This window comes from Sphingomonas silueang, from assembly GCF_040049155.1.
In the GTDB taxonomy this organism is placed as follows: Bacteria; Pseudomonadota; Alphaproteobacteria; order Sphingomonadales; family Sphingomonadaceae; genus Sphingomonas; species Sphingomonas silueang.
Genome location: NZ_JBDZDK010000038.1, coordinates 1 through 16,940 on the forward strand (window position 1 = coordinate 1; position 16,940 = coordinate 16,940).

Sequence of the window (16,940 nt, forward strand, 5' to 3'; positions counted from 1 at the left end):
GGGAAAGAACGGTTGCAGACGCGCCATCTGCTCATCCGTCAGCCAGTACAGGTCGCTCATCCACTCTCTCCTCACGGAGCCTGAATCAGATCGCGCCTCCCACATCAATGGGTCCTGACCCTAGGGACGATCAAGCAGTAAGCGAGGCCTGCCGCCGGCCCGTGCTCTACTGCGCTGGCGTGTGCCACGCCGCTCCGCGGGACCCCGTCGCCGGGTTTCCGCCCGTGCGGGTGACGATCAGACTAGGCCACAAAGGGCCGCCCTCGCGGGCAGGCGTTGCTCATGCGGGGAACCGCTCCAATGCTTGAGCGCGGTTCTCCCGCCGCCGTCCTGATCGGCCGTTGGGGCATGGCGCTGTCCCTTGTCGTCGGCGCCGTCCTGGCCGGTCGCCTCATCCGTGCTTTCCCCTACCTGCTCCCCAACCGCCTTCCCGGCCTGGTCCTCTACGAGCTGGGGCCAGCGCTGATCCTCGGGGTGGCGATCGGGGCCGCCATCGCCATCACGCACGACTTGCGCCCCGGCATCCGGGCGCGGCTCGCGCTGTTCGCGCTGTTCGCGCTCGCCGCGCTGGTCGCCGGCGCCGTCACGCTGGCCGTCGAGTTTGACGCAGCCTTGCAAGGACGTTGGCTATGAGGAAGCAGCAACGGTTCGTCGCCATCGAAGGGCCGGTCTCGTATATCATCGGTTTTCACGACACGACCGACGTAAGCGTGACCCAACACACGACCCACCGCGCAGACCCCGCCGTGCCCATTTCGCATCCCGGTGATACGATCCACCGGACCGGCCTGACCCGCGCGGAGACGCATACCTTCGTGAATACCTCCCGCGAGTTCGCGATGCTGTTCGAGGTCAACGGCCACACGCTCAAGCTGTGCGCGAGCGACTATATCGCCTTGGCCGTCGGCGACCGCGTTCGTGCCGTATGCGAGCCCATTCCGGACTGCCCCATGCTGGTCCGCGACTGGCATAATCAGACGCGGGGCATCCGCTTGCGCGACCTTCCCACCCCGCTCGCCAGCGTCGCGACGGAGATCTGCTTCAGCCTGATCCTGCTCGTCATCGGCTTGGGAGCGGTCTTCCTGTCGGGCGATGACGGGGACGCGCGCACCTTCACGCTGATCGGATGCGGCCTCGTCGCCTTTGCCGCGCTATGCGCCCTATCGGCCAATCGTGGCGCAGCGCGCACCGCCCGAACCCACGCCGAACTGGATCGCCTTACACGACGATGAGGTGTGCCACGTGGCACACCTATCTGCGCGGTGCGCCGCAACCTACTTCTTGGCAGGCGCCGGAGGCGGCGGCGGCGGTGGTGGGGCGACCGGAGCCCGTGGCGCCGGAACAACGCCCGTTTGAGGCTGCGACACGCCCCCCGGCGGCAACGGCGCGCGTGGCGGCGGCGCTATCCCCCTCGATCCGCCCGATCGGGATGGCGGCGGTGCTGGCGGAGGGGCTGGCTTCTCGCTCATTGATACTGACCACGTTCGCTGTGACAAAAGAGAACAAACATAGAAGAGCGGCGGGAAATGACCATAGCGCGAACCCGTTGAGACGTTCGGACCAAGCCGCTACCGGCGGGATATCGTCGTAGAGGGCAGCTCGCCGCGCATCGACCGCCTTACGCGCCGTCGCGAAGCTCACCGTCAGGGCAAGAAGCCCCAAAACATCGATCGCCCATCCGGCAACCAAGGCATACGGCCACACCGCCTTGGCAAGCGGAACCGCGCTTCCTACAAATGACACAGAAGCGGCAAATAGCGCCGTGTGTGCAAGTGCAACAAAGCTGTCGCGTGCAGCTTCGTTTTGAGCATGGGCGGTATCCAGAGCTTGCAGCTCATGCTTAAAGTCGTCGGGCGTTCGCTGATTCATTATCGAAATAGAACCATAATGGAGGATGTTGGAAATGGCTGATAAGAAAGTGCTCTTCATCGCGTTCGCCATCGAGGATGAACGGCAGCGTGACTTCCTCAAAGGGCAGTCGCTCCATCCGCGGCAGCCATTCGAGTTTATCGATATGTCGGTGAAGGAGCCATACGACAAAGACTGGAAGGATCGTGTCCGCACGCGGATCAAGCGCTCGCATGGTGTGATCGTTCTGGTCAGCAAGAACTCGGCAGCCTCGACGGGCCAGAAGTGGGAAATCCAGTGCGCCCAGGAAGAGGGCAAGCCGATCCAAGGCATCTACGCCTATAAGGATGATCGCGCCTCGATCGCGGGCGTCAGCACCGTTGCCTGGAGCGACGCCAACATCACCAACTTCATCGATTCACTCTGAGCCGGAGGCGACGGTGCGCAAGGCCCTGATCGTCGGTATCGACCATTACGAGAAAATCGGGAACCTCAGCGGGTGCGTGAACGACGCGCACTCGGTGAAGGCCATGCTCGAGCGCCACGCCGACGGCACCGTCAACTTCGCTACACCTAAGCTCCTGACCGGCACCGGTCCCGGCGATCTGGTCGATCGCGAGGAGCTGAAGGCGGCTGTCCGCGAACTCTATGCCGACGACGCGGACATCGCCCTGTTCTACTTCGCCGGGCATGGCTTCATCGAGGACACCGGCGGCTACCTCTGCACCAGCGACAGCCGCAGCGGCGACGATGGCCTGCCGCTTTCAGACATCATGACGCTCGCTGCCAATTCCGGGGCGAAGAACAAGATCATCATCCTCGATAGCTGCCATAGTGGCGCTGCCGGGGAACGTCCCACCCATCCCGCTGCGGAAATCCGCGACGGCATGACCATCCTCACAGCGTCCACCGCCGAGCAATATGCGATGGAGGTCGAAGGGGGCGGTGCCGGCGTGTTCACCAGCCTGTTCGTCGACGCGCTCGGCGGCGCCGCCGCCAACCTGCTGGGCGACGTCACGCCGGGCAGCGTCTATGCTCATATCGACCAGTCGCTTGGGCCGTGGAAGCAGCGCCCGGTGTTCAAGACGAATGTCAAAACCTTCGTGTCGCTGCGCAAGGCGGCACCCCCGATCGCGCTGACCGATCTTCAGGCGCTGGCGAAGCATTTTCCGACCGCCACTTACCAATTCCCTCTCGATCCGGCATTTGAGCCCGAGCGGTCGGAGGAGCAGAAGAACGACCCCTCCATTCCACCGCCGGACCCGGAGAAAACCGCGATATTCGCGGTGCTCCAACGGTATGTGAGGGTCAACCTCGTGCGCCCCGTCGATGCACCGCATATGTGGCACGCAGCGATGGGCAGCAAAGCCTGCGAGCTGACTGTATTGGGCGAGCATTATCGAAGTCTGGTGGAAAGCGGGCTGATCTAACATGGCAAAGCCTCTCGCCGCTGACGCCCGTAAGACCTTGGTCGAACGCCTCGCCGCGATCGAACATGAGCGCTGGTCGCATTGGCAGCGCTACATGCACGGCAAGGCGACCAAACAGGAGGACGGCTCGTTGCTGATCCCCGCCGATCTTGTCGAACGCTGGGAAAAGCAGATTGCGACCGACTATGCCGATCTTCCCGCCGATGAGCAGGAGAGCGACAAGGAGCAGGTGGAGCGATACCTGCCCATCATTGAGGACGCCTTTCGCTCAGGGGAGTAATCAGCGTCCGTTCTTGACAACACCAGGCTCATCGCTCATATCTGTTGACGGACGCGGCTCACGGGCTGCCCCAATTCCGAGGCCCACGCTTAGCGTGGGCTTTCGCGATTCTGGGGACCTGCATGCTGTATTTCGCTTATCTCGACGAGTTTGGCCACATCGGCCCGTATGTCGCGCGCGACGATCCCGCCTACAATGACAGTCCCGTTTTCGGGCTCGGGGGCATGATCCTCCCCTACTCATCCGTGCGGCAATTCTCGACCTGGTTCTACCAGCTCAAATGCAACATGCTGGCTTGGGAGATCGGGCAAAGCGGCCAGCATCCCGCGACATGGGAGAAGAAGGGCTCGGCCCTCTTCACCAGCATGAACGTCGAGAAATACCGGCAGGTTCGCACGGCGGCCAATCGCATCCTCAACAAGATCCGCGCAAGCGGCGGGCATGTCTTCTACGTTGGCCTCGAGAAGAACCGCCCCGTCGCGGAGTTTAAGGCGCAGGCGCTTTACCTCACGGTCCTGGGCGAGGCGATGAAGCGCCTCAACCAATATGCCGATCAGAACGACGCCGATATGGTCATCGTCATGGACGAGCATCAGGATCGCGACGCCATCCTGACTCGCGCGAGCCAAGCCATGTATGGTGGCCCCTCCCCCCGGCGTCGCATCATCGAGCCGCCCTTCCAAGTCGAGAGCGAACGCTACCAGACATGCCAGTGCGCCGACTGGCTATGTGGTCTGGTCGGCCGCGTCGGCGCCTATCAGGCGCGCCCCGACGAATGGGCTGACATGGCTTGGTCGCAGACCTACTTTCAGGACCGGCTCGACGCGGCATCGGTGCGAAGCTCGATCCGCCTGCAAACGGCCGCTACCGAGGTCGAAACGGTGGAAGCCCTACCCGCCGTCGTCGATACAGGTCTCGCACAGCCTGCACCGGGCAACGACGACACGCCGGCCTGACTCCGGCGGGTCAATCCGCCGGCATATCACTCGGCCGGGTCGGACGCATCGTTCCAGCGATGAAGAGGGGTGTGCCACGTGGCACAGCTACGCCAGCAAGGAACTGGTTCCCGAGCTGGGGCCGCGTTCGTCAGCTCGACGATCCAGCCACCCGTGTACGTGGGATCTATACGCCGCTTCGCAAAGCCATTCCCGTAAGGAGGACAAATGCCCGCAGGCCCTGGAACATCTTCCTCACCGCGTGAACTCGTCACCAAGGCGTTTGACTCCGCCTTCGTGATCGCCACCATATTAGCGGCCATCTATTTTGCCGGGTGGACCTACAGACAGGCCTATTTCGGCCGTTTTGCCATCGATCCGACCAATCTTGGCGGTTCGAACATTGCAGTTGCGGTGGAGGGCCTCGGTGCCATTATCACCACAACCGGCGCGTGGCTTACAGCGATCCTGCCGCTGCTGATCGTGACGGCGCTTACTTTGATTGCCGGCAAGCTCTTCGACCGCGCCAGGGCTGCATCGCATAGGCCGCCGTTTTTTGATCCTCTGACATTGTTTATGGCTCGGGTGGGGTGCGGGACCATTGTCATCCTCATTGTGGTCGCCGCTGGCCATGTTGCAGGTACGATCCGAGCGAAAGACCGCATAGGTAACATCACCCGAGGGGAGGTGTGGATTTACCATCTCGAAGGAAAGCAGGTGTCAGGTATCACGCTGGGGCAATCCAACGACATGACATGGGTTCTCACCAAAGAGGGTGTGCGGCCCCTCAAAACGGCAGAGATCCAGCTTATAGATGGCGCTCTATTCAACAGGGTTGCTACAGAACGCTAACGTCTAGGATCAGCGTGAAGCCGGGTGCGACCCTGCAAGCACCGCTCCTTTCGCTCTCTGCGCCGACCAAGCCGCCGTACCGCCGTCTCGGCCCTATTGGGTGACGATCCTCGCGTGAAAGGTGTGCCACGTGGCACACCTGATCGAAGCGCCTAGGGCGCGGCGTAAGCCCGTTCGCGCCGCTGCCCTCCCCCGGAGGCCATCCAGCGCCGGGGAACACCAAGGGCGGCTGCCCTTTCGTTCCCGAACGACAATCGACCGCCCGTGTAATCCGCCAAGCGTGGCACTCGACGCCCTGCAGGGCGTCGGCCACGCTAGGGCGGCTCGCCCGCGCCAGCGGTAGATTCTCGCCCTCCCTCCCCATCCCGTTCCTCGCCGGAAAGGCAGAGCCGGTTGCTGTTGCGACCGGCTTTCAGCCTCAGAGGAAAGGAAGACAATCATGGGACGGATCACCGACAACCGGGCCGACATCTATCAGGAAATCACCGATCAGATGATCGCCATGATCGAGGCGGGCACCCGGCCTTGGTCGAAATCGTGGAACGGCAGCACCGCACCCACCATCCCGCTGCGCTCGACGGGGGTTCCCTATCGCGGCATCAACGTCCTGACCCTTTGGGTTGCCGCCATGACGAAGGGCTATGCTTCCCCGCATTGGCTGACCTTCAAGCAGGCGCTCGCGCTCGGCGGCTGCGTCCGCAAGGGCGAGAAGGGCTCAACCGTCGTCTATGCCAACAAGATCGAGGTGAACGCCGACAGCAAGGCACAGGAGGGCGCAGAGCGAGGCGAGGATGGCAAGCGTCAGGTGGCGTTCCTCAAGCGCTACACCGTCTTCAATGCCGAGCAGATCGACGGCATCGAGGCGAAATATCCTGCCCCCTTGCCCGTCATCACCGCGACCAATCCCGACCAGCGCGACGCCGAACTGGACACGCTCTTTGCCCGCGTGCCCGTCACCCTCAAGCACTTCGGTTCCCAGCCCTATTATCAGCCGAGCGGCGATCATGTCGTCATGCCGCAGTTTGCCGACTTCCACACCAGCGACGACTATTATTCGACCCTAGCGCACGAGCTTTGCCATGCGACGGGGCACGTTGACCGCCTTGCCCGCCCCTCCCTCATTTCCACGAAGCGCGAGGACTATGCTCGCGAGGAACTGGTCGCCGAGCTTGGGGCCGCGTTCGTCAGCGCCACCATCGGCATCAAGCTCCACGATCGCGAGGACCACGCCGCCTATCTGGCGAACTGGCTTCAAGCGCTCCGCAACGACAAGAAGTGCATCTTCACCGCCGCACGGCTCGCGCAGGACGCGTCCGACTGGCTGTTGAGCCGCATGGCGGTCGAGACAGCGCCCGAACTGGAGGCGGCGGCGTGACCGCCGCCGACGATCCCGGCCCCGACGGGGGCCGGGGCGTGGCGGCGCGCATTGTCTTTGACCCGAGCGTCGCCACGGTGAGCGAGGAGGAGTTTAACGAGCTGGTCGCGATCATGCGCGATGGCCCAAATGCGAAGCCGCTGACCCCCGAAGCGCAATGGCGGCGCGACTATCACAAGGCGATGTTCCACCGCCGCCTTGTCGGCGTACAACCCGACCTGTTCGGCGGGAAGCCGGTAACGCATATGTACAAGGCCGCCCCCGGGCCAGTCAGCGACTGGAAACCGGAACCGGTCGAGGAGAAGCTGTCCCGGATCGCGCGCGATCCCCAAGCGACGTTCGGCATCGGCCGACCGGCTCTTTCGCCGGAGGAACTGGCCGTCGTCATCGACGGCGCAGCCAATTGGCTGCGGATCGCGCAGCGGGTCCGGATTGCGGGCGCTTTCGCATCCTATGACGGGCGCGCGGAACGCCGCATCGGTCGGAAAGGCGTGATCTGGCGCTTGTGCAGCCCGGTGTTTGCAGGCCACACCTATGTTTATCTCGATCCGACCGGCGCCGAGCGGGTAGAGAAGATCGTGATGGTGGAGCTGCGCGACGTCGAGCCGATCGATGATGCGCTGTTGGTCCCCGTCCCCTTCCACGCTTGAAGGAGCAGAAGCGAATAGTCATGAGCCCACCCCAACGCCGCCCCGCAATCCGGGCTGTCAGCTTCGAGGACGTTGGCGAGGCCATTGCCCGCCTGATCGTCGTCGCCGGGTCCGATACCGGCCAAGCCTCGCGTGCGGCCGACTTCCTGTTGGCATGGTGGGACGGCAGTGCATGGGGCCATTTTCCGGTCCTTCACCTCTGCAATTGCGATCCCGGCATCTCGGAAGACATGCTCATCGTCATGGCGCATCTGGCGGCCGAGCCGTCCGTCTATCCCGATGCTTGGGGCTACCGCGACGCGATGGCGGCGCTGGTCGAGCAGTGGCGGCCCGCATGACCCCGCTGCGCACCGCCATCGACATCATGACGGGCTTGCCCATCGATCGCGATACACGCCGCGCGCGGCTACTCGCCGCGCGCCGCAAGCCGGTCGGAAGCATCCCCCGGCGCGGCATCCTGTCCGGCCATTGGGATCGTGGCAATGTCGTCGGCGCGTTCCGGGGAGGACGCGGCAGCTTTATCGCGGACTAGCTGCGAAATCGCGCGCCGCTTCCCCGCCAAGCGAGCAAGCGGCGCGCTGGTTTGAGGTCAGGCGGTGAGGTGCTGGTAGAGGATCGTGCCGCCGATGAGGATGAGCGTCAGCCCGCCCAGCATCTCTGCATAGCGGCCGATATACCGTCCCGCGTGCTTGCCGAGCATGACGCCGATCGTGGCGACGACCGTGGTGATCCCGCCAATGATGAGGCACGCGGTCAGGATATTGACCTGCATGACCGCGAGACTGACACCCACCGCCGTTGCATCGATGCTGGTGGCGAGCGCGGTAACGACCAGTCGCCACACGCCGGTCTGAGCGCGCTGACCCGCGTCCACGTCGCTTTTCGTCGCTGCATGGATCATATGCCCGCCGACGCCGAAAAGCAGGAAGAAGGCTATCCAATGATCGACTGCCGCGATCCAAGTGCTCAGCGCCAGGCCGATCGCCCAGCCAATCGCCGGCGTGATCGCCTCGAAGAAGCCGAACACGGCGCCGACACGTAAGGCATCGCGCCAACGATTGCGCTGATTGGTCGCACCCTTCCCCACCGCCGCAGCGAAGGCGTCGACCGACAAGCTGGCGCCAAGAGCGCCGAGCGTTAGCAAACCCGTCATTGATATACGTCCAAGGGCCGTCAACCGAACGACGCAATCCACCTCCGGCCACGAGAGAGGTAGCGCATCGTTGGTCTCGCCGGGCAGATCAAAATCTGCTGCCATCGCCACGAACCGGAAGGTTCAAGGATGTTGACGATGGCCCCGCAACAGCGGGTAGCTACTCCCCAAGAGTGAGACGCCCGTATCCCCTGGGGGGCATATGTACAAGCCGAATCCGATCAACCCTGTCCGATTAGGCGATCACCAGTATTTGGATATCGCCCGGAACTGCTCCACCGCCACCTTTGTCCCCTCGCCCTCTTCGGCGTGAACCAAGCAGTGATCGATATGATCGTTGATGAGCGCGCGCTTGGCGCTGGCGATCGCGTTCTCCACCGCCTGAAGCTGCTGCGCGATATCGACGCACGGCCGTTGCTCTTCGATCATCCCGACGATGCTTTTCAGGTGCCCGGTCGCACGGTTGAGCCGCTTGATGATCGCGGGATGATTGGAATGATCGTAATGGGCCATGTCACCCTATAAGACAAACGGACGAACTTTGTCGAGCAACCCCCCGGGGGGATAGACTCTATCCCCATGGGGGGATATGGACCTGCCCGAACTTCACGTCCGATCGGTCGCGACCGCCGGGCTTGCCGGGACGCACCATGACCTCTTTCGCCGAACTCGTTCAACAGGGCAGCTCCAATCTCTGGCTGTTCATCCCGACCGCGCTGCTGCTCGGTGCGCTGCACGGGCTGGAGCCCGGCCATTCCAAGACCATGATGGCTGCGTTTATTATCGCAGTGCGTGGCACTGTTGGCCAAGCCGTCCTGCTCGGCCTGTGCGCGGCGCTTTCGCACACCGCGATCGTGTGGGGCATCGCGCTTGGCGGGCAATATCTCGGGCGCGGCATCAACACCGAAACGACCGAGCCTTACCTCCTGCTCGGCTCGGCCGTCATCGTTCTTGGCATCGGTCTATGGATGATTTGGCGCACGCGTGCCGATCAGAAGGCCGAAGCCGCGCACGATCACCACCACCATCACGGCGAGGACGAGATCCGCACGATCGACACCGGCCACGGCATGATGCGTCTGGAGATTTTCGAGGATGGCGTGCCGCCGCGCTGGCGGGCGAGCTTTGCCAAGGGTGGCTGGAAAGCGGCGGATGTTATCCTCACAACGGATCGCGGCGAAGGCCGTTCGCAGACATTCCGCTTCGTCGATCGGGGCGATTACATCGAAAGCGTCGAGGAGATCCCGGAACCGCACGCCTTCAACGCGCGCGTCTCGCTGGGCCACGGCGGCCACAGCCATGACTACGACCTCACATTCGCCGAACACGGGCACGATCACGGCCACGGGCATGATGGACTGAAGGTCACGGGCGACGATGCCTACATGAACGCGCATGAGCGCGCCCACGCCGCCGATATCAGCCGCCGGTTCGCCGATCGTCAGGTAACGACCGGCCAGATCGCGCTGTTCGGCCTGACGGGCGGGCTGATCCCCTGCCCCGCAGCCGTCACCGTCCTCCTGCTCTGCCTCCAGCTCAAGCGTCTCGCGCTCGGTGTCGTGCTGGTGAGCGCGTTCAGCGTCGGCCTTGCCGTGACGATGGTCAGCGCCGGCGTCATCGCATCGCTCAGCGTCACGCACATCCGCAAGCGCTGGTCAGGGTTCGGCGACTTCGCGCGCAAGGCGCCTTATGCGTCGGCGGGCCTGATGCTCGTGATCGCGGGCTACATGGCCTATTCCGGCTTGCAAGGCCTCAGTCGGATCGGCGCGATCTGATGCGATCGCCTTGCGTCGATCTATGTGGTTTCGATGCCCGCACCGGATGGTGCCGGGGGTGTGGCCGCACGCGCGACGAGGTCCGGCGTTGGCGTAACCTGCGACCTGGTGATGCACGCCGCGTCATGAGCGACCTGCCACACCGCTTGGCAAAGCTGACCGACCGTTCCGCAAAGGGGGGCACGTCCTGATGTCGTGTCTCGCCGCCAAGGCGCTGGTATAATGTCGAGCAGGCTGAAATAGCGTGAACGCTCGAATTGACCGGCAAGTGATTTCCTTGCCCCGTTTTTTGCGTCGGCTTACGCTGCAAATGATGGCGGTGCAGCGTTCCTCTGTTGCGATCCTAGGAGTCGTGTTGGCGCTGGCCGCTGTCCTCGGGCTTGTCGCAGTATCGGGATGGCATAGCGCCATGGTTCACGATCACGGCCCGGTTCAAGTCGCCATGGTCGATACCCATTCTGATGACGATCACGACCATGCGGTTATGATCGATCATGACGATCAGGCTCCGGCAAAGCAGGCCGACGGCGACGGGCCAGCTCACCTTCTTGCCCACGCCGCAGGCCACTGGGTTGCTTTCGATGGCGCGAGGGCTGCGCCGGTTGCGGCCATCGTCGCCGCTCGCGTGTGGTCGATATTAACTCCATCGCTCCCCAGCGGGATCGACCCATCTAAGCTTCTGCGTCCGCCTCGCGGTTGAGTCTCGCCGACGCCGCGCGCGTCGACTGACTACCCTAGAGGATCATGCACTATGAACGGCAGTTTTCGCCGGTCGCGCACCGTTGCGCTGACCGGCGCCTTTGCGGCGCTATCGCCCGTAGGTGCGGCGTGGTCGCAGACCGCACCCCCCTTTGCACAGCTTCTAAATCAGACGCGTGATGTGCCGCGCGTCCTGGCGCTAGAAGCAGACGTCGCCCGAGCACGCGGCTTGGCATTACAAGCGCGCGCCCGACCGAACCCCTCGATCAATGTCTATGCAGAGAATTTCGTGGGCGACCACGATCGCAATGCGCGCAATCAACAACAGACGACTTTCCAGGTCGATCAGCCTGTCGAACTGGGCGGCAAGCGATCCGCTCGGATCGCCGCCGGTGAAGCCGGGATCGTTGCGGCAAAGGCGCGCGATCGTGACGGCCGTCTCGTCTTTGCGACTGAGCTGGCGCGCGCTTATGCTGGTGCCGAAATCGCCGATCGTCGCATCACCATCGCCGAAGAAGAGGTTAAACAGGCGACCGATGTCTTGAGGGTTGCCCGCGCTTTGGTCGGCGCCGGCAAGGAAGCCCGTCTCCGGCAAGTGCAGGCCGAAACCGAACTGAACACGCTTCAGGCCGACCTCGAAAACGCGCGCGCTTTCAAGACGGTCGCGCTGGCACGTCTTTCGGCGCTCGCCGGTATGACCACCCCCTTCACCGGTCTTTCGGAGTCACTCCTCGATCGGCTCGATGCCAAGCCGGCTTTCGGTCCCATTGACGCGATGCAGGCGACGACGGTGCGGGTCGCGGAAGCCGAACAAGACGCCGCTGCGCGGGCGGTGACGGTGCAACAGCGCCTCGCCATTCCGAACGTCACTGCGCAGCTTGGAGTGCGTCAACTCCGCGTCGCGAGCGGCCCTGCCCTAGTCGCCGGCATATCGGTCCCGCTCCCCTTCTTCGATCGCAACCAGGGCAACATCGCGGCGGCACGCGCTGAGCTGCAAGGAGCAGAAGCGCGCGCCGCCGCGGCCCGGCTCGAAGCCGAGGCCGGGACACGCGCCGGTCTAGCGCTGGTCGAGGCAGCCGACGCTCGTGCCGCTGCCGCGCAGCGGACTTTGACAACCGCCGAAGAAGGCTACCGCCTCGCCCGCATCGCTTACGAGGCAGGTAAAAGCCCGCTGATCGAACTGCTCGCCGCACGTCAAAATCTCGGAGTCGCCCGCGGCCTCATCCTCGATGCCGCCGCAGCGCGCCTCGACGCCCGCGCCAATCTCGCCCGTCTGCAGGGCCTCACCATCACCGGAGAAGCGGTGCAATGACCGATAAAACTCGCCTCTACACCGGCGCCGCCATTGGCCTGGTCGCTGCCGCCGCGCTTGGATTCGGCGCTGCGCGCCTCACCCAATCGCCCGCCCCTGCCCCTACGGAGGCCGCAGCGCCAGCCAAGCCGTCGAACACGGTCGCGATGACGCAGCAGGCACTTTCGGCATCGCAGATCACTGTAGCCCCGGCGGCCTCCGGCGAGCTGGACGCCGCGATCCTTGCCTCCGCTACGGTCGAGGCGACGCCCGACGCCGAGGCGGTGCTGACCGCGCGCGCACCGGGCACGGTCAGCCGTATCATGGTCCGCATCGGCGATCTTGTGCGAGCCGGCCAGACGCTCGCTCTGGTCGAGAGCCGCGATGCTTCGCAGATCGCAGCCGATCGCTCGGCCGCGTCCGCGCGCGTCACTCTCGCCGCTCGCCAGCTCGAACGCGAACGCGGTTTGCTTGCCCAGGGCGTCACCCCCCGCGCTGACTATGAAGCCGCACAAGCCAATCTGGCGGTCGCCCAGGCCGATGCCCGGCGCGCTAGCGCCGCCGCAGGCGCTGCCCGCGTATCAGGTGACGGCCGATCGGTTGCGGTCGTCAGCCCCGTCTCGGGGCGCGTCACCAATGCTGGTGCCAATCTCGGCCAGTTCGTCGCGGCTGAAACCGAGCTGTTCCGCGTCGCCGACCCGCGCCGGCTTCAGATCACGGCTAGCGTTCCCCCCGCCGATGCAGGCCGGGTCCGAGAAGGTGACAGGGTGGAGTTGACCACCACCGATGGCCGCAAGATCGAGGGCCGCGTACGTTCGTCGACCGGCGTCGTCGATCCGCAATCGCGGACCGCGACCGTCGTCATCACGCCGACCTCTGGCGGCAGCACACTCGCCCCGGGCCAGCTTGTGCAGGCTCGTATCCTCGCCAGCGGCGGGGCCGCCAAGAGTGGCGTGATGGTGCCGCAAGACGCGGTGCAGACGCTTGGCAGCGATACCGTAGTGTTCGTCCGCACCGGCCAAGGCTTCCGCGCACAGCCGGTTCAGGTCGGCAGCCGATCAGGCGGGATGGTGGCGATCACCGGCGGCCTCGCCGCCGGCACGCAGATCGCCACCACCAACGCTTTTCTCCTCAAAGCGGAGATCGAGAAGGAGTCGGCGGAATGATCGGCCGCATCCTCTCCCTTTCGGTCCGGATGCGATGGCTTGTCGCCGTCCTGACCCTCGTCGTCATTGGCTTTGGTTTATGGCAGATCACCAAGCTGCCGATTGACGCTGTGCCCGACGTCACCAACCGACAGGTCCAGATCAGCACATTCGCCCCGACGCTTGGGCCGGTCGACATCGAAAAGCAGGTGACGTTCCCGGTGGAAACGGCGCTGGCCGGAATCCCAGGGCTTGAGATGACCCGCTCCATCTCGCGCAACGGCTTCAGCCAGGTAACGGCGGTCTTCACCGACCGCACCGACATTTACTTCGCGCGCCAGCAGGTGACGGAACGGCTCGCACAATCGCGCGACAGCCTGCCTTCCAACGCGCAGCCGATCCTAGCACCGCTCAGCACCGGGCTCGGCGAGATTTTCTTCTATTCGGTCGCCTTCCGTCACCCCGACGGCAAGGGCTTGAAGACGGTCGATGGGAAGCCGGGCTGGCAGTCGGACGGCAGCTATCTCACGCCCGAGGGCGAACGCCTGACCACCGAGCTGGCGAAGGCGGCATATCTCCGCACGGTGCAGGATTGGATCATCCGCCCACAGATGCGCGCCGTGCGCGGCGTCGCCGGGGTTGATTCCAACGGCGGCTATGTGAAGCAATATCTGATCGAGCCAAACCTGAACGCGCTCGTTAGCTATGGGCTGTCGGTGACGGAGTTGGCGGACGCGATGGAGCGGGCCAATCTCTCTGCCGGCTCCAATTACGTCCGCCGTGCCGGCGAGAGCTTCCTTGTCCGCGCCGATGCTCGCCTCAAATCGATCGATGACATTCAGGAAGCCGTCGTGGCAACCCGGAACGGCGTTCCCATCCGCGTCAAGGACGTGGGCCAGGTCGTGATCGGCGGTGCGGTCCGCACCGGATCCGGCAGTCGCATGGGATCGGAAGCGGTCATCTCGACCGTGCTGATGCTGGTGGGCGACAACAGCCGCATCGTCGCGACCGATGCCGCCGAGAAGCTGACGCAGATCAACAAGGCGCTGCCGCCCGACGTGTTCGCCGAGCCGGTCTACAACCGGTCCAAGCTGGTCAACGCGACGATCGCGACGGTCGAAAAGAACCTCACAGAAGGCGCGCTGCTCGTCATCGTCGTGCTGTTCCTGCTGCTCGGCAACATCCGCGCCGCGCTCATCACCGCTGCGGTCATCCCGATCACTATGCTGATGACGGCCGCCGGCATGAACGGGCTGGGCGTATCGGGCAACCTGATGAGCCTTGGAGCGCTCGACTTCGGGCTGATCGTCGACGGCGCCGTCATCATCGTCGAGAATGCGCTTCGCCGCCTCGCCGAGCGCCAGGAGCATGAAGGCCGGCTTCTCACCCGCGACGAGCGGATGGAGGAAACGACACTCGCGGCCAAGGAGATGGTGCGGCCGACCGTTTATGGTCAGCTCATCATCTTCCTCGTCTTCGTGCCGCTGCTCACCTTCCAGGGCGTTGAGGGCAAGACGTTCGCGCCGATGGCGATCACGTTGATGGTGGCGCTCGCCTCCGCTTTCGTCCTGTCGCTGACCTTCGTTCCCGCGATGATCGCGATCGTCGTCAAGGGCCGGGTCAGCGAGACGGAAGTGAAGCCGATCCGCTGGTTCAAGGAACGCTACGCCCCCGTGCTGGGCAGGGGCGTAGCTCGGCCGATGCCCTTCATTCTGGGCGGTGTCGGCGTGTTCGTCGCGGCAGTGCTGAGCTTTGGCTTGCTCGGCGAGGAGTTCATGCCGCAGCTCGACGAGAAGGACATAACCGTCACCAACTTCCGCGTGCCATCGGCGTCGATCGATCAGTCGACACAGATGCAGCTTCAGATCGAGAATGCATTGAAGACGCTGCCGGAGGTGGCGCTGGTCTTCTCTAAGAACGGCAACGCCGATCTCGGCACCGATCCGATGCCGCCCAATGCGTCGGATACCTATGTGATTCCAAAGCCAGAGGACGAGTGGCCGGCGGAGGTTAAGAGCAAGGAGGACATCCTTCGCCGCATCGAGGAGCGGATGAAACCGCTGATCGGCAACCGAACAGAGATTCAGCAACCGATCCAGATGCGCTTCAACGAGCTGATCGCCGGCGTTCGCGCCGACGTCGCGATCAAACTCTACGGCGATGACCTCGACGCGATGAGCGAACAGGCGCGGCGCATCGCTTCCGTCATGCGCACCATCCCGGGCGCTGGTGACGTGAGTGCCGAACAGACGTCCGGCGCGCCGACCTTCGACGTGCAGATCGATCGGCAAGCGGCGGGCCGTTATGGCCTGTCGGTTGAGGAGGTGGCGAACACGGTCTCGGCTGCGCTTGGCGGGCGCGAGGCCGGGTTGTTGTTCGAGGGAGACCGGCGGTTCGACGTCGTGGTCCGCCTCCCCGATGCGCAACGGGATGACCTTGAGACACTGGGGTCGATCCCGGTGATGCTGCCCACTGCCGAGGGTCAGGTGGCGCGCTCGATCCCGCTCAGCCAGGTCGCCCGGTTCAACTACACGCAGGGGTTGAACCAGGTTAGTCGCGAGAATGGCAAGCGGATGGTGGTCGTGCAGATCAACGTCCGCGGGCGCGATCTTGGCGGGTTCGTCGACGAAGCACAGGCGAGGATCGGCCAGATGCAGCTTCCCGCCGGCATGTATACTGAGTGGGGCGGCACCTTCGAGAGCCTGCAATCGGCTCGGTTGCGCCTGCTGATCGTCGTGCCGATCTGCTTTATCGCGATCTATGCCCTGCTCTACATGGCGCTCGGCAGCTTCGTGTCGGCGGCGATCGTGTTCTCGGCGGTGCCGATGGCGCTCGCAGGGGGCGTGTTTGCGCTGCTGCTGCGCGGTATCCCCTTCTCGATCACCGCAGCGGTCGGGTTCATAGCCCTATCGGGCGTTGCCGTCCTCAACGGCCTCGTGATGATGAGTGCGATCGGAAAGTATCGCGAAGACGGTGCGGCCGACGACGATGCGATCGTGGGCGGCGCAATGGAGCGCGTCCGTCCGGTGCTGATGACCGCGCTGGTCGCGTCTCTTGGCTTCGTGCCGATGGCGCTTGCGACCGGCACAGGAGCAGAAGTGCAACGCCCACTCGCAACGGTCGTCATCGGGGGGCTTATAACATCGACAATCCTGACCCTTCTTGTCCTGCCAGCCATCACAGCGTTGTCCATGCGATTGAGAGGCTCAAAGGCACAAGGTTCGACTGTCGGCACCACAAAGGCCCAGATTTGAGTCTACATGCGCACGTTCTGGTATCGTTGACCGGCATCAAGTTCAGTGTCGGTTCAAGTAGAAGCCCTAATATCAAATACGCCGTCGTTCGATCCTATCGTCCGATGGTAGGAGAGTAGACATGCGTAAGACATTTTGGATTGCAGCGGGGCTGCTGGCTTCGTTGGTCCCTGGTACTGCGATGGCGCAGCACCATGGTGGCCGTCATTCCACAGGTCATGGTAGCTACGGCGGACATGGACGTGTGGTCGTG

20 protein-coding genes and 1 riboswitch are annotated in these 16,940 nt (G+C 64.0%); of the genes, 16 read left to right on the forward strand and 4 right to left on the reverse strand.

Going from position 1 to position 16,940, the window contains the following annotated elements; genetic code table 11:
* Positions 1–300 precede the first annotated feature (300 nt).
* Positions 301–633: a hypothetical protein gene (locus ABLE43_RS20645; RefSeq protein WP_348980012.1), complete on the forward strand. Its 333-nt coding sequence runs from the start codon at positions 301–303 to the stop codon at positions 631–633.
* On the forward strand, positions 630–1,232 hold the full coding sequence (locus ABLE43_RS20650; protein ID WP_018251247.1) for a hypothetical protein: 603 nt from the start codon (positions 630–632) through the stop codon (positions 1,230–1,232). The genes ABLE43_RS20645 and ABLE43_RS20650 overlap by 4 nt, the downstream gene beginning before the upstream one ends.
* A gap of 19 nt (positions 1,233–1,251) precedes the next feature.
* Here ABLE43_RS20650 and ABLE43_RS20655 read toward each other — a convergent pair whose 3' ends face one another.
* Complete coding sequence (locus ABLE43_RS20655; protein WP_125972932.1) at positions 1,252–1,929, reverse strand: hypothetical protein; 678 nt, start codon at positions 1,927–1,929, stop codon at positions 1,252–1,254.
* Here ABLE43_RS20655 and ABLE43_RS20660 point away from each other — a divergent pair.
* The 9 genes from ABLE43_RS20660 to ABLE43_RS20700 all read left to right on the forward strand — a co-directional run bounded on the left by ABLE43_RS20660 (position 1,904) and on the right by ABLE43_RS20700 (position 7,902).
* Positions 1,904–2,275, forward strand: a complete 372-nt coding sequence (locus ABLE43_RS20660; RefSeq protein ID WP_018251246.1) for a TIR domain-containing protein — start codon at positions 1,904–1,906, stop codon at positions 2,273–2,275. The two genes, ABLE43_RS20655 and ABLE43_RS20660, sit on opposite strands and share 26 nt — an antisense overlap.
* 13 nt (positions 2,276–2,288) lie before the next feature.
* Positions 2,289–3,278, forward strand: a complete 990-nt coding sequence (locus ABLE43_RS20665; protein ID WP_018251245.1) for a caspase family protein — start codon at positions 2,289–2,291, stop codon at positions 3,276–3,278.
* Between the two features lies 1 nt (position 3,279).
* Positions 3,280–3,558, forward strand: coding sequence for a hypothetical protein (locus tag ABLE43_RS20670; protein ID WP_018251244.1), 279 nt, complete (start codon positions 3,280–3,282; stop codon positions 3,556–3,558).
* Positions 3,559–3,680: 122 nt separating this feature from the next.
* The gene (locus ABLE43_RS20675; RefSeq protein ID WP_018251243.1) at positions 3,681–4,514 is read left to right on the forward strand and encodes a DUF3800 domain-containing protein; all 834 of its coding nucleotides are present in this window, start codon (positions 3,681–3,683) and stop codon (positions 4,512–4,514) included.
* Between the two features lie 207 nt (positions 4,515–4,721).
* Positions 4,722–5,345 (forward strand): hypothetical protein, encoded by a 624-nt coding sequence (locus ABLE43_RS20680; RefSeq protein ID WP_056432825.1) that lies wholly within the window; start codon positions 4,722–4,724, stop codon positions 5,343–5,345.
* Between the two features lie 439 nt (positions 5,346–5,784).
* Positions 5,785–6,720, forward strand: coding sequence for an ArdC family protein (locus ABLE43_RS20685; RefSeq protein WP_042469543.1), 936 nt, complete (start codon positions 5,785–5,787; stop codon positions 6,718–6,720).
* Entirely contained in the window at positions 6,717–7,370 is a 654-nt protein-coding gene (locus tag ABLE43_RS20690) for a hypothetical protein (protein ID WP_018251240.1), read from the forward strand. The genes ABLE43_RS20685 and ABLE43_RS20690 overlap by 4 nt, the downstream gene beginning before the upstream one ends.
* Positions 7,371–7,390: 20 nt before the next feature.
* Entirely contained in the window at positions 7,391–7,708 is a 318-nt protein-coding gene (locus tag ABLE43_RS20695) for a DUF7673 family protein (RefSeq protein ID WP_018251239.1), read from the forward strand.
* The gene (locus ABLE43_RS20700) at positions 7,705–7,902 is read left to right on the forward strand and encodes a hypothetical protein (RefSeq protein WP_018251238.1); all 198 of its coding nucleotides are present in this window, start codon (positions 7,705–7,707) and stop codon (positions 7,900–7,902) included. Before ABLE43_RS20695 ends, ABLE43_RS20700 begins: the two co-directional genes overlap by 4 nt.
* A 57-nt stretch (positions 7,903–7,959) precedes the next feature.
* On the opposite strand, the gene ABLE43_RS20705 is transcribed toward ABLE43_RS20700, so the two are convergent.
* On the reverse strand, positions 7,960–8,523 hold the full coding sequence (locus ABLE43_RS20705; RefSeq protein WP_018251237.1) for a manganese efflux pump MntP: 564 nt from the start codon (positions 8,521–8,523) through the stop codon (positions 7,960–7,962).
* A gap of 4 nt (positions 8,524–8,527) precedes the next feature.
* Positions 8,528–8,698: riboswitch (yybP-ykoY riboswitch) on the reverse strand.
* A 68-nt stretch (positions 8,699–8,766) separates the two neighbouring features.
* Positions 8,767–9,036: a metal-sensing transcriptional repressor gene (locus tag ABLE43_RS20710; protein ID WP_007406864.1), complete on the reverse strand. Its 270-nt coding sequence runs from the start codon at positions 9,034–9,036 to the stop codon at positions 8,767–8,769.
* Between the two features lie 137 nt (positions 9,037–9,173).
* Here ABLE43_RS20710 and ABLE43_RS20715 point away from each other — a divergent pair, with 137 nt between their 5' ends.
* Entirely contained in the window at positions 9,174–10,298 is a 1,125-nt protein-coding gene (locus ABLE43_RS20715; protein WP_007406849.1) for a nickel/cobalt efflux transporter, read from the forward strand.
* Complete coding sequence (locus ABLE43_RS20720) at positions 10,298–10,489, forward strand: DUF1289 domain-containing protein (RefSeq protein ID WP_037569978.1); 192 nt, start codon at positions 10,298–10,300, stop codon at positions 10,487–10,489. Before ABLE43_RS20715 ends, ABLE43_RS20720 begins: the two co-directional genes overlap by 1 nt.
* Positions 10,490–10,641: 152 nt before the next feature.
* Here the strand turns inward: ABLE43_RS20720 and ABLE43_RS20725 are convergent, their stop codons facing one another.
* Positions 10,642–10,854: a hypothetical protein gene (locus ABLE43_RS20725; protein WP_043058994.1), complete on the reverse strand. Its 213-nt coding sequence runs from the start codon at positions 10,852–10,854 to the stop codon at positions 10,642–10,644.
* Positions 10,855–11,049: 195 nt separating this feature from the next.
* Here ABLE43_RS20725 and ABLE43_RS20730 point away from each other — a divergent pair, with 195 nt between their 5' ends.
* The 3 genes from ABLE43_RS20730 to ABLE43_RS20740 are packed head-to-tail and all read left to right on the forward strand — an operon-like array spanning position 11,050 to position 16,687.
* Complete coding sequence (locus ABLE43_RS20730) at positions 11,050–12,309, forward strand: TolC family protein (protein WP_007406848.1); 1,260 nt, start codon at positions 11,050–11,052, stop codon at positions 12,307–12,309.
* A complete protein-coding gene (locus tag ABLE43_RS20735; RefSeq protein WP_018251232.1) occupies positions 12,306–13,454 on the forward strand; it encodes an efflux RND transporter periplasmic adaptor subunit in 1,149 nt (382 codons plus the stop codon). Before ABLE43_RS20730 ends, ABLE43_RS20735 begins: the two co-directional genes overlap by 4 nt.
* Complete coding sequence (locus ABLE43_RS20740) at positions 13,451–16,687, forward strand: efflux RND transporter permease subunit (RefSeq protein ID WP_018251231.1); 3,237 nt, start codon at positions 13,451–13,453, stop codon at positions 16,685–16,687. The genes ABLE43_RS20735 and ABLE43_RS20740 overlap by 4 nt, the downstream gene beginning before the upstream one ends.
* Positions 16,688–16,940 lie beyond the last annotated feature (253 nt).

Coding starts and splice junctions, on each gene's coding strand:
- ABLE43_RS20645 (WP_348980012.1), top strand. CDS start 301: ATGCTTGAGCGCGGTTCTCCCGCCGCCGTCCTGATCGGCCGTTGGGGC.
- ABLE43_RS20650 (WP_018251247.1), top strand. CDS start 630: ATGAGGAAGCAGCAACGGTTCGTCGCCATCGAAGGGCCGGTCTCGTAT.
- ABLE43_RS20660 (WP_018251246.1), top strand. CDS start 1,904: ATGGCTGATAAGAAAGTGCTCTTCATCGCGTTCGCCATCGAGGATGAA.
- ABLE43_RS20655 (WP_125972932.1), bottom strand. CDS start 1,929: ATGAAGAGCACTTTCTTATCAGCCATTTCCAACATCCTCCATTATGGT.
- ABLE43_RS20670 (WP_018251244.1), top strand. CDS start 3,280: ATGGCAAAGCCTCTCGCCGCTGACGCCCGTAAGACCTTGGTCGAACGC.
- ABLE43_RS20675 (WP_018251243.1), top strand. CDS start 3,681: ATGCTGTATTTCGCTTATCTCGACGAGTTTGGCCACATCGGCCCGTAT.
- ABLE43_RS20680 (WP_056432825.1), top strand. CDS start 4,722: ATGCCCGCAGGCCCTGGAACATCTTCCTCACCGCGTGAACTCGTCACC.
- ABLE43_RS20685 (WP_042469543.1), top strand. CDS start 5,785: ATGGGACGGATCACCGACAACCGGGCCGACATCTATCAGGAAATCACC.
- ABLE43_RS20695 (WP_018251239.1), top strand. CDS start 7,391: ATGAGCCCACCCCAACGCCGCCCCGCAATCCGGGCTGTCAGCTTCGAG.
- ABLE43_RS20700 (WP_018251238.1), top strand. CDS start 7,705: ATGACCCCGCTGCGCACCGCCATCGACATCATGACGGGCTTGCCCATC.
- ABLE43_RS20705 (WP_018251237.1), bottom strand. CDS start 8,523: ATGACGGGTTTGCTAACGCTCGGCGCTCTTGGCGCCAGCTTGTCGGTC.
- ABLE43_RS20710 (WP_007406864.1), bottom strand. CDS start 9,036: ATGGCCCATTACGATCATTCCAATCATCCCGCGATCATCAAGCGGCTC.
- ABLE43_RS20715 (WP_007406849.1), top strand. CDS start 9,174: ATGACCTCTTTCGCCGAACTCGTTCAACAGGGCAGCTCCAATCTCTGG.
- ABLE43_RS20720 (WP_037569978.1), top strand. CDS start 10,298: ATGCGATCGCCTTGCGTCGATCTATGTGGTTTCGATGCCCGCACCGGA.
- ABLE43_RS20730 (WP_007406848.1), top strand. CDS start 11,050: ATGAACGGCAGTTTTCGCCGGTCGCGCACCGTTGCGCTGACCGGCGCC.
- ABLE43_RS20735 (WP_018251232.1), top strand. CDS start 12,306: ATGACCGATAAAACTCGCCTCTACACCGGCGCCGCCATTGGCCTGGTC.
- ABLE43_RS20740 (WP_018251231.1), top strand. CDS start 13,451: ATGATCGGCCGCATCCTCTCCCTTTCGGTCCGGATGCGATGGCTTGTC.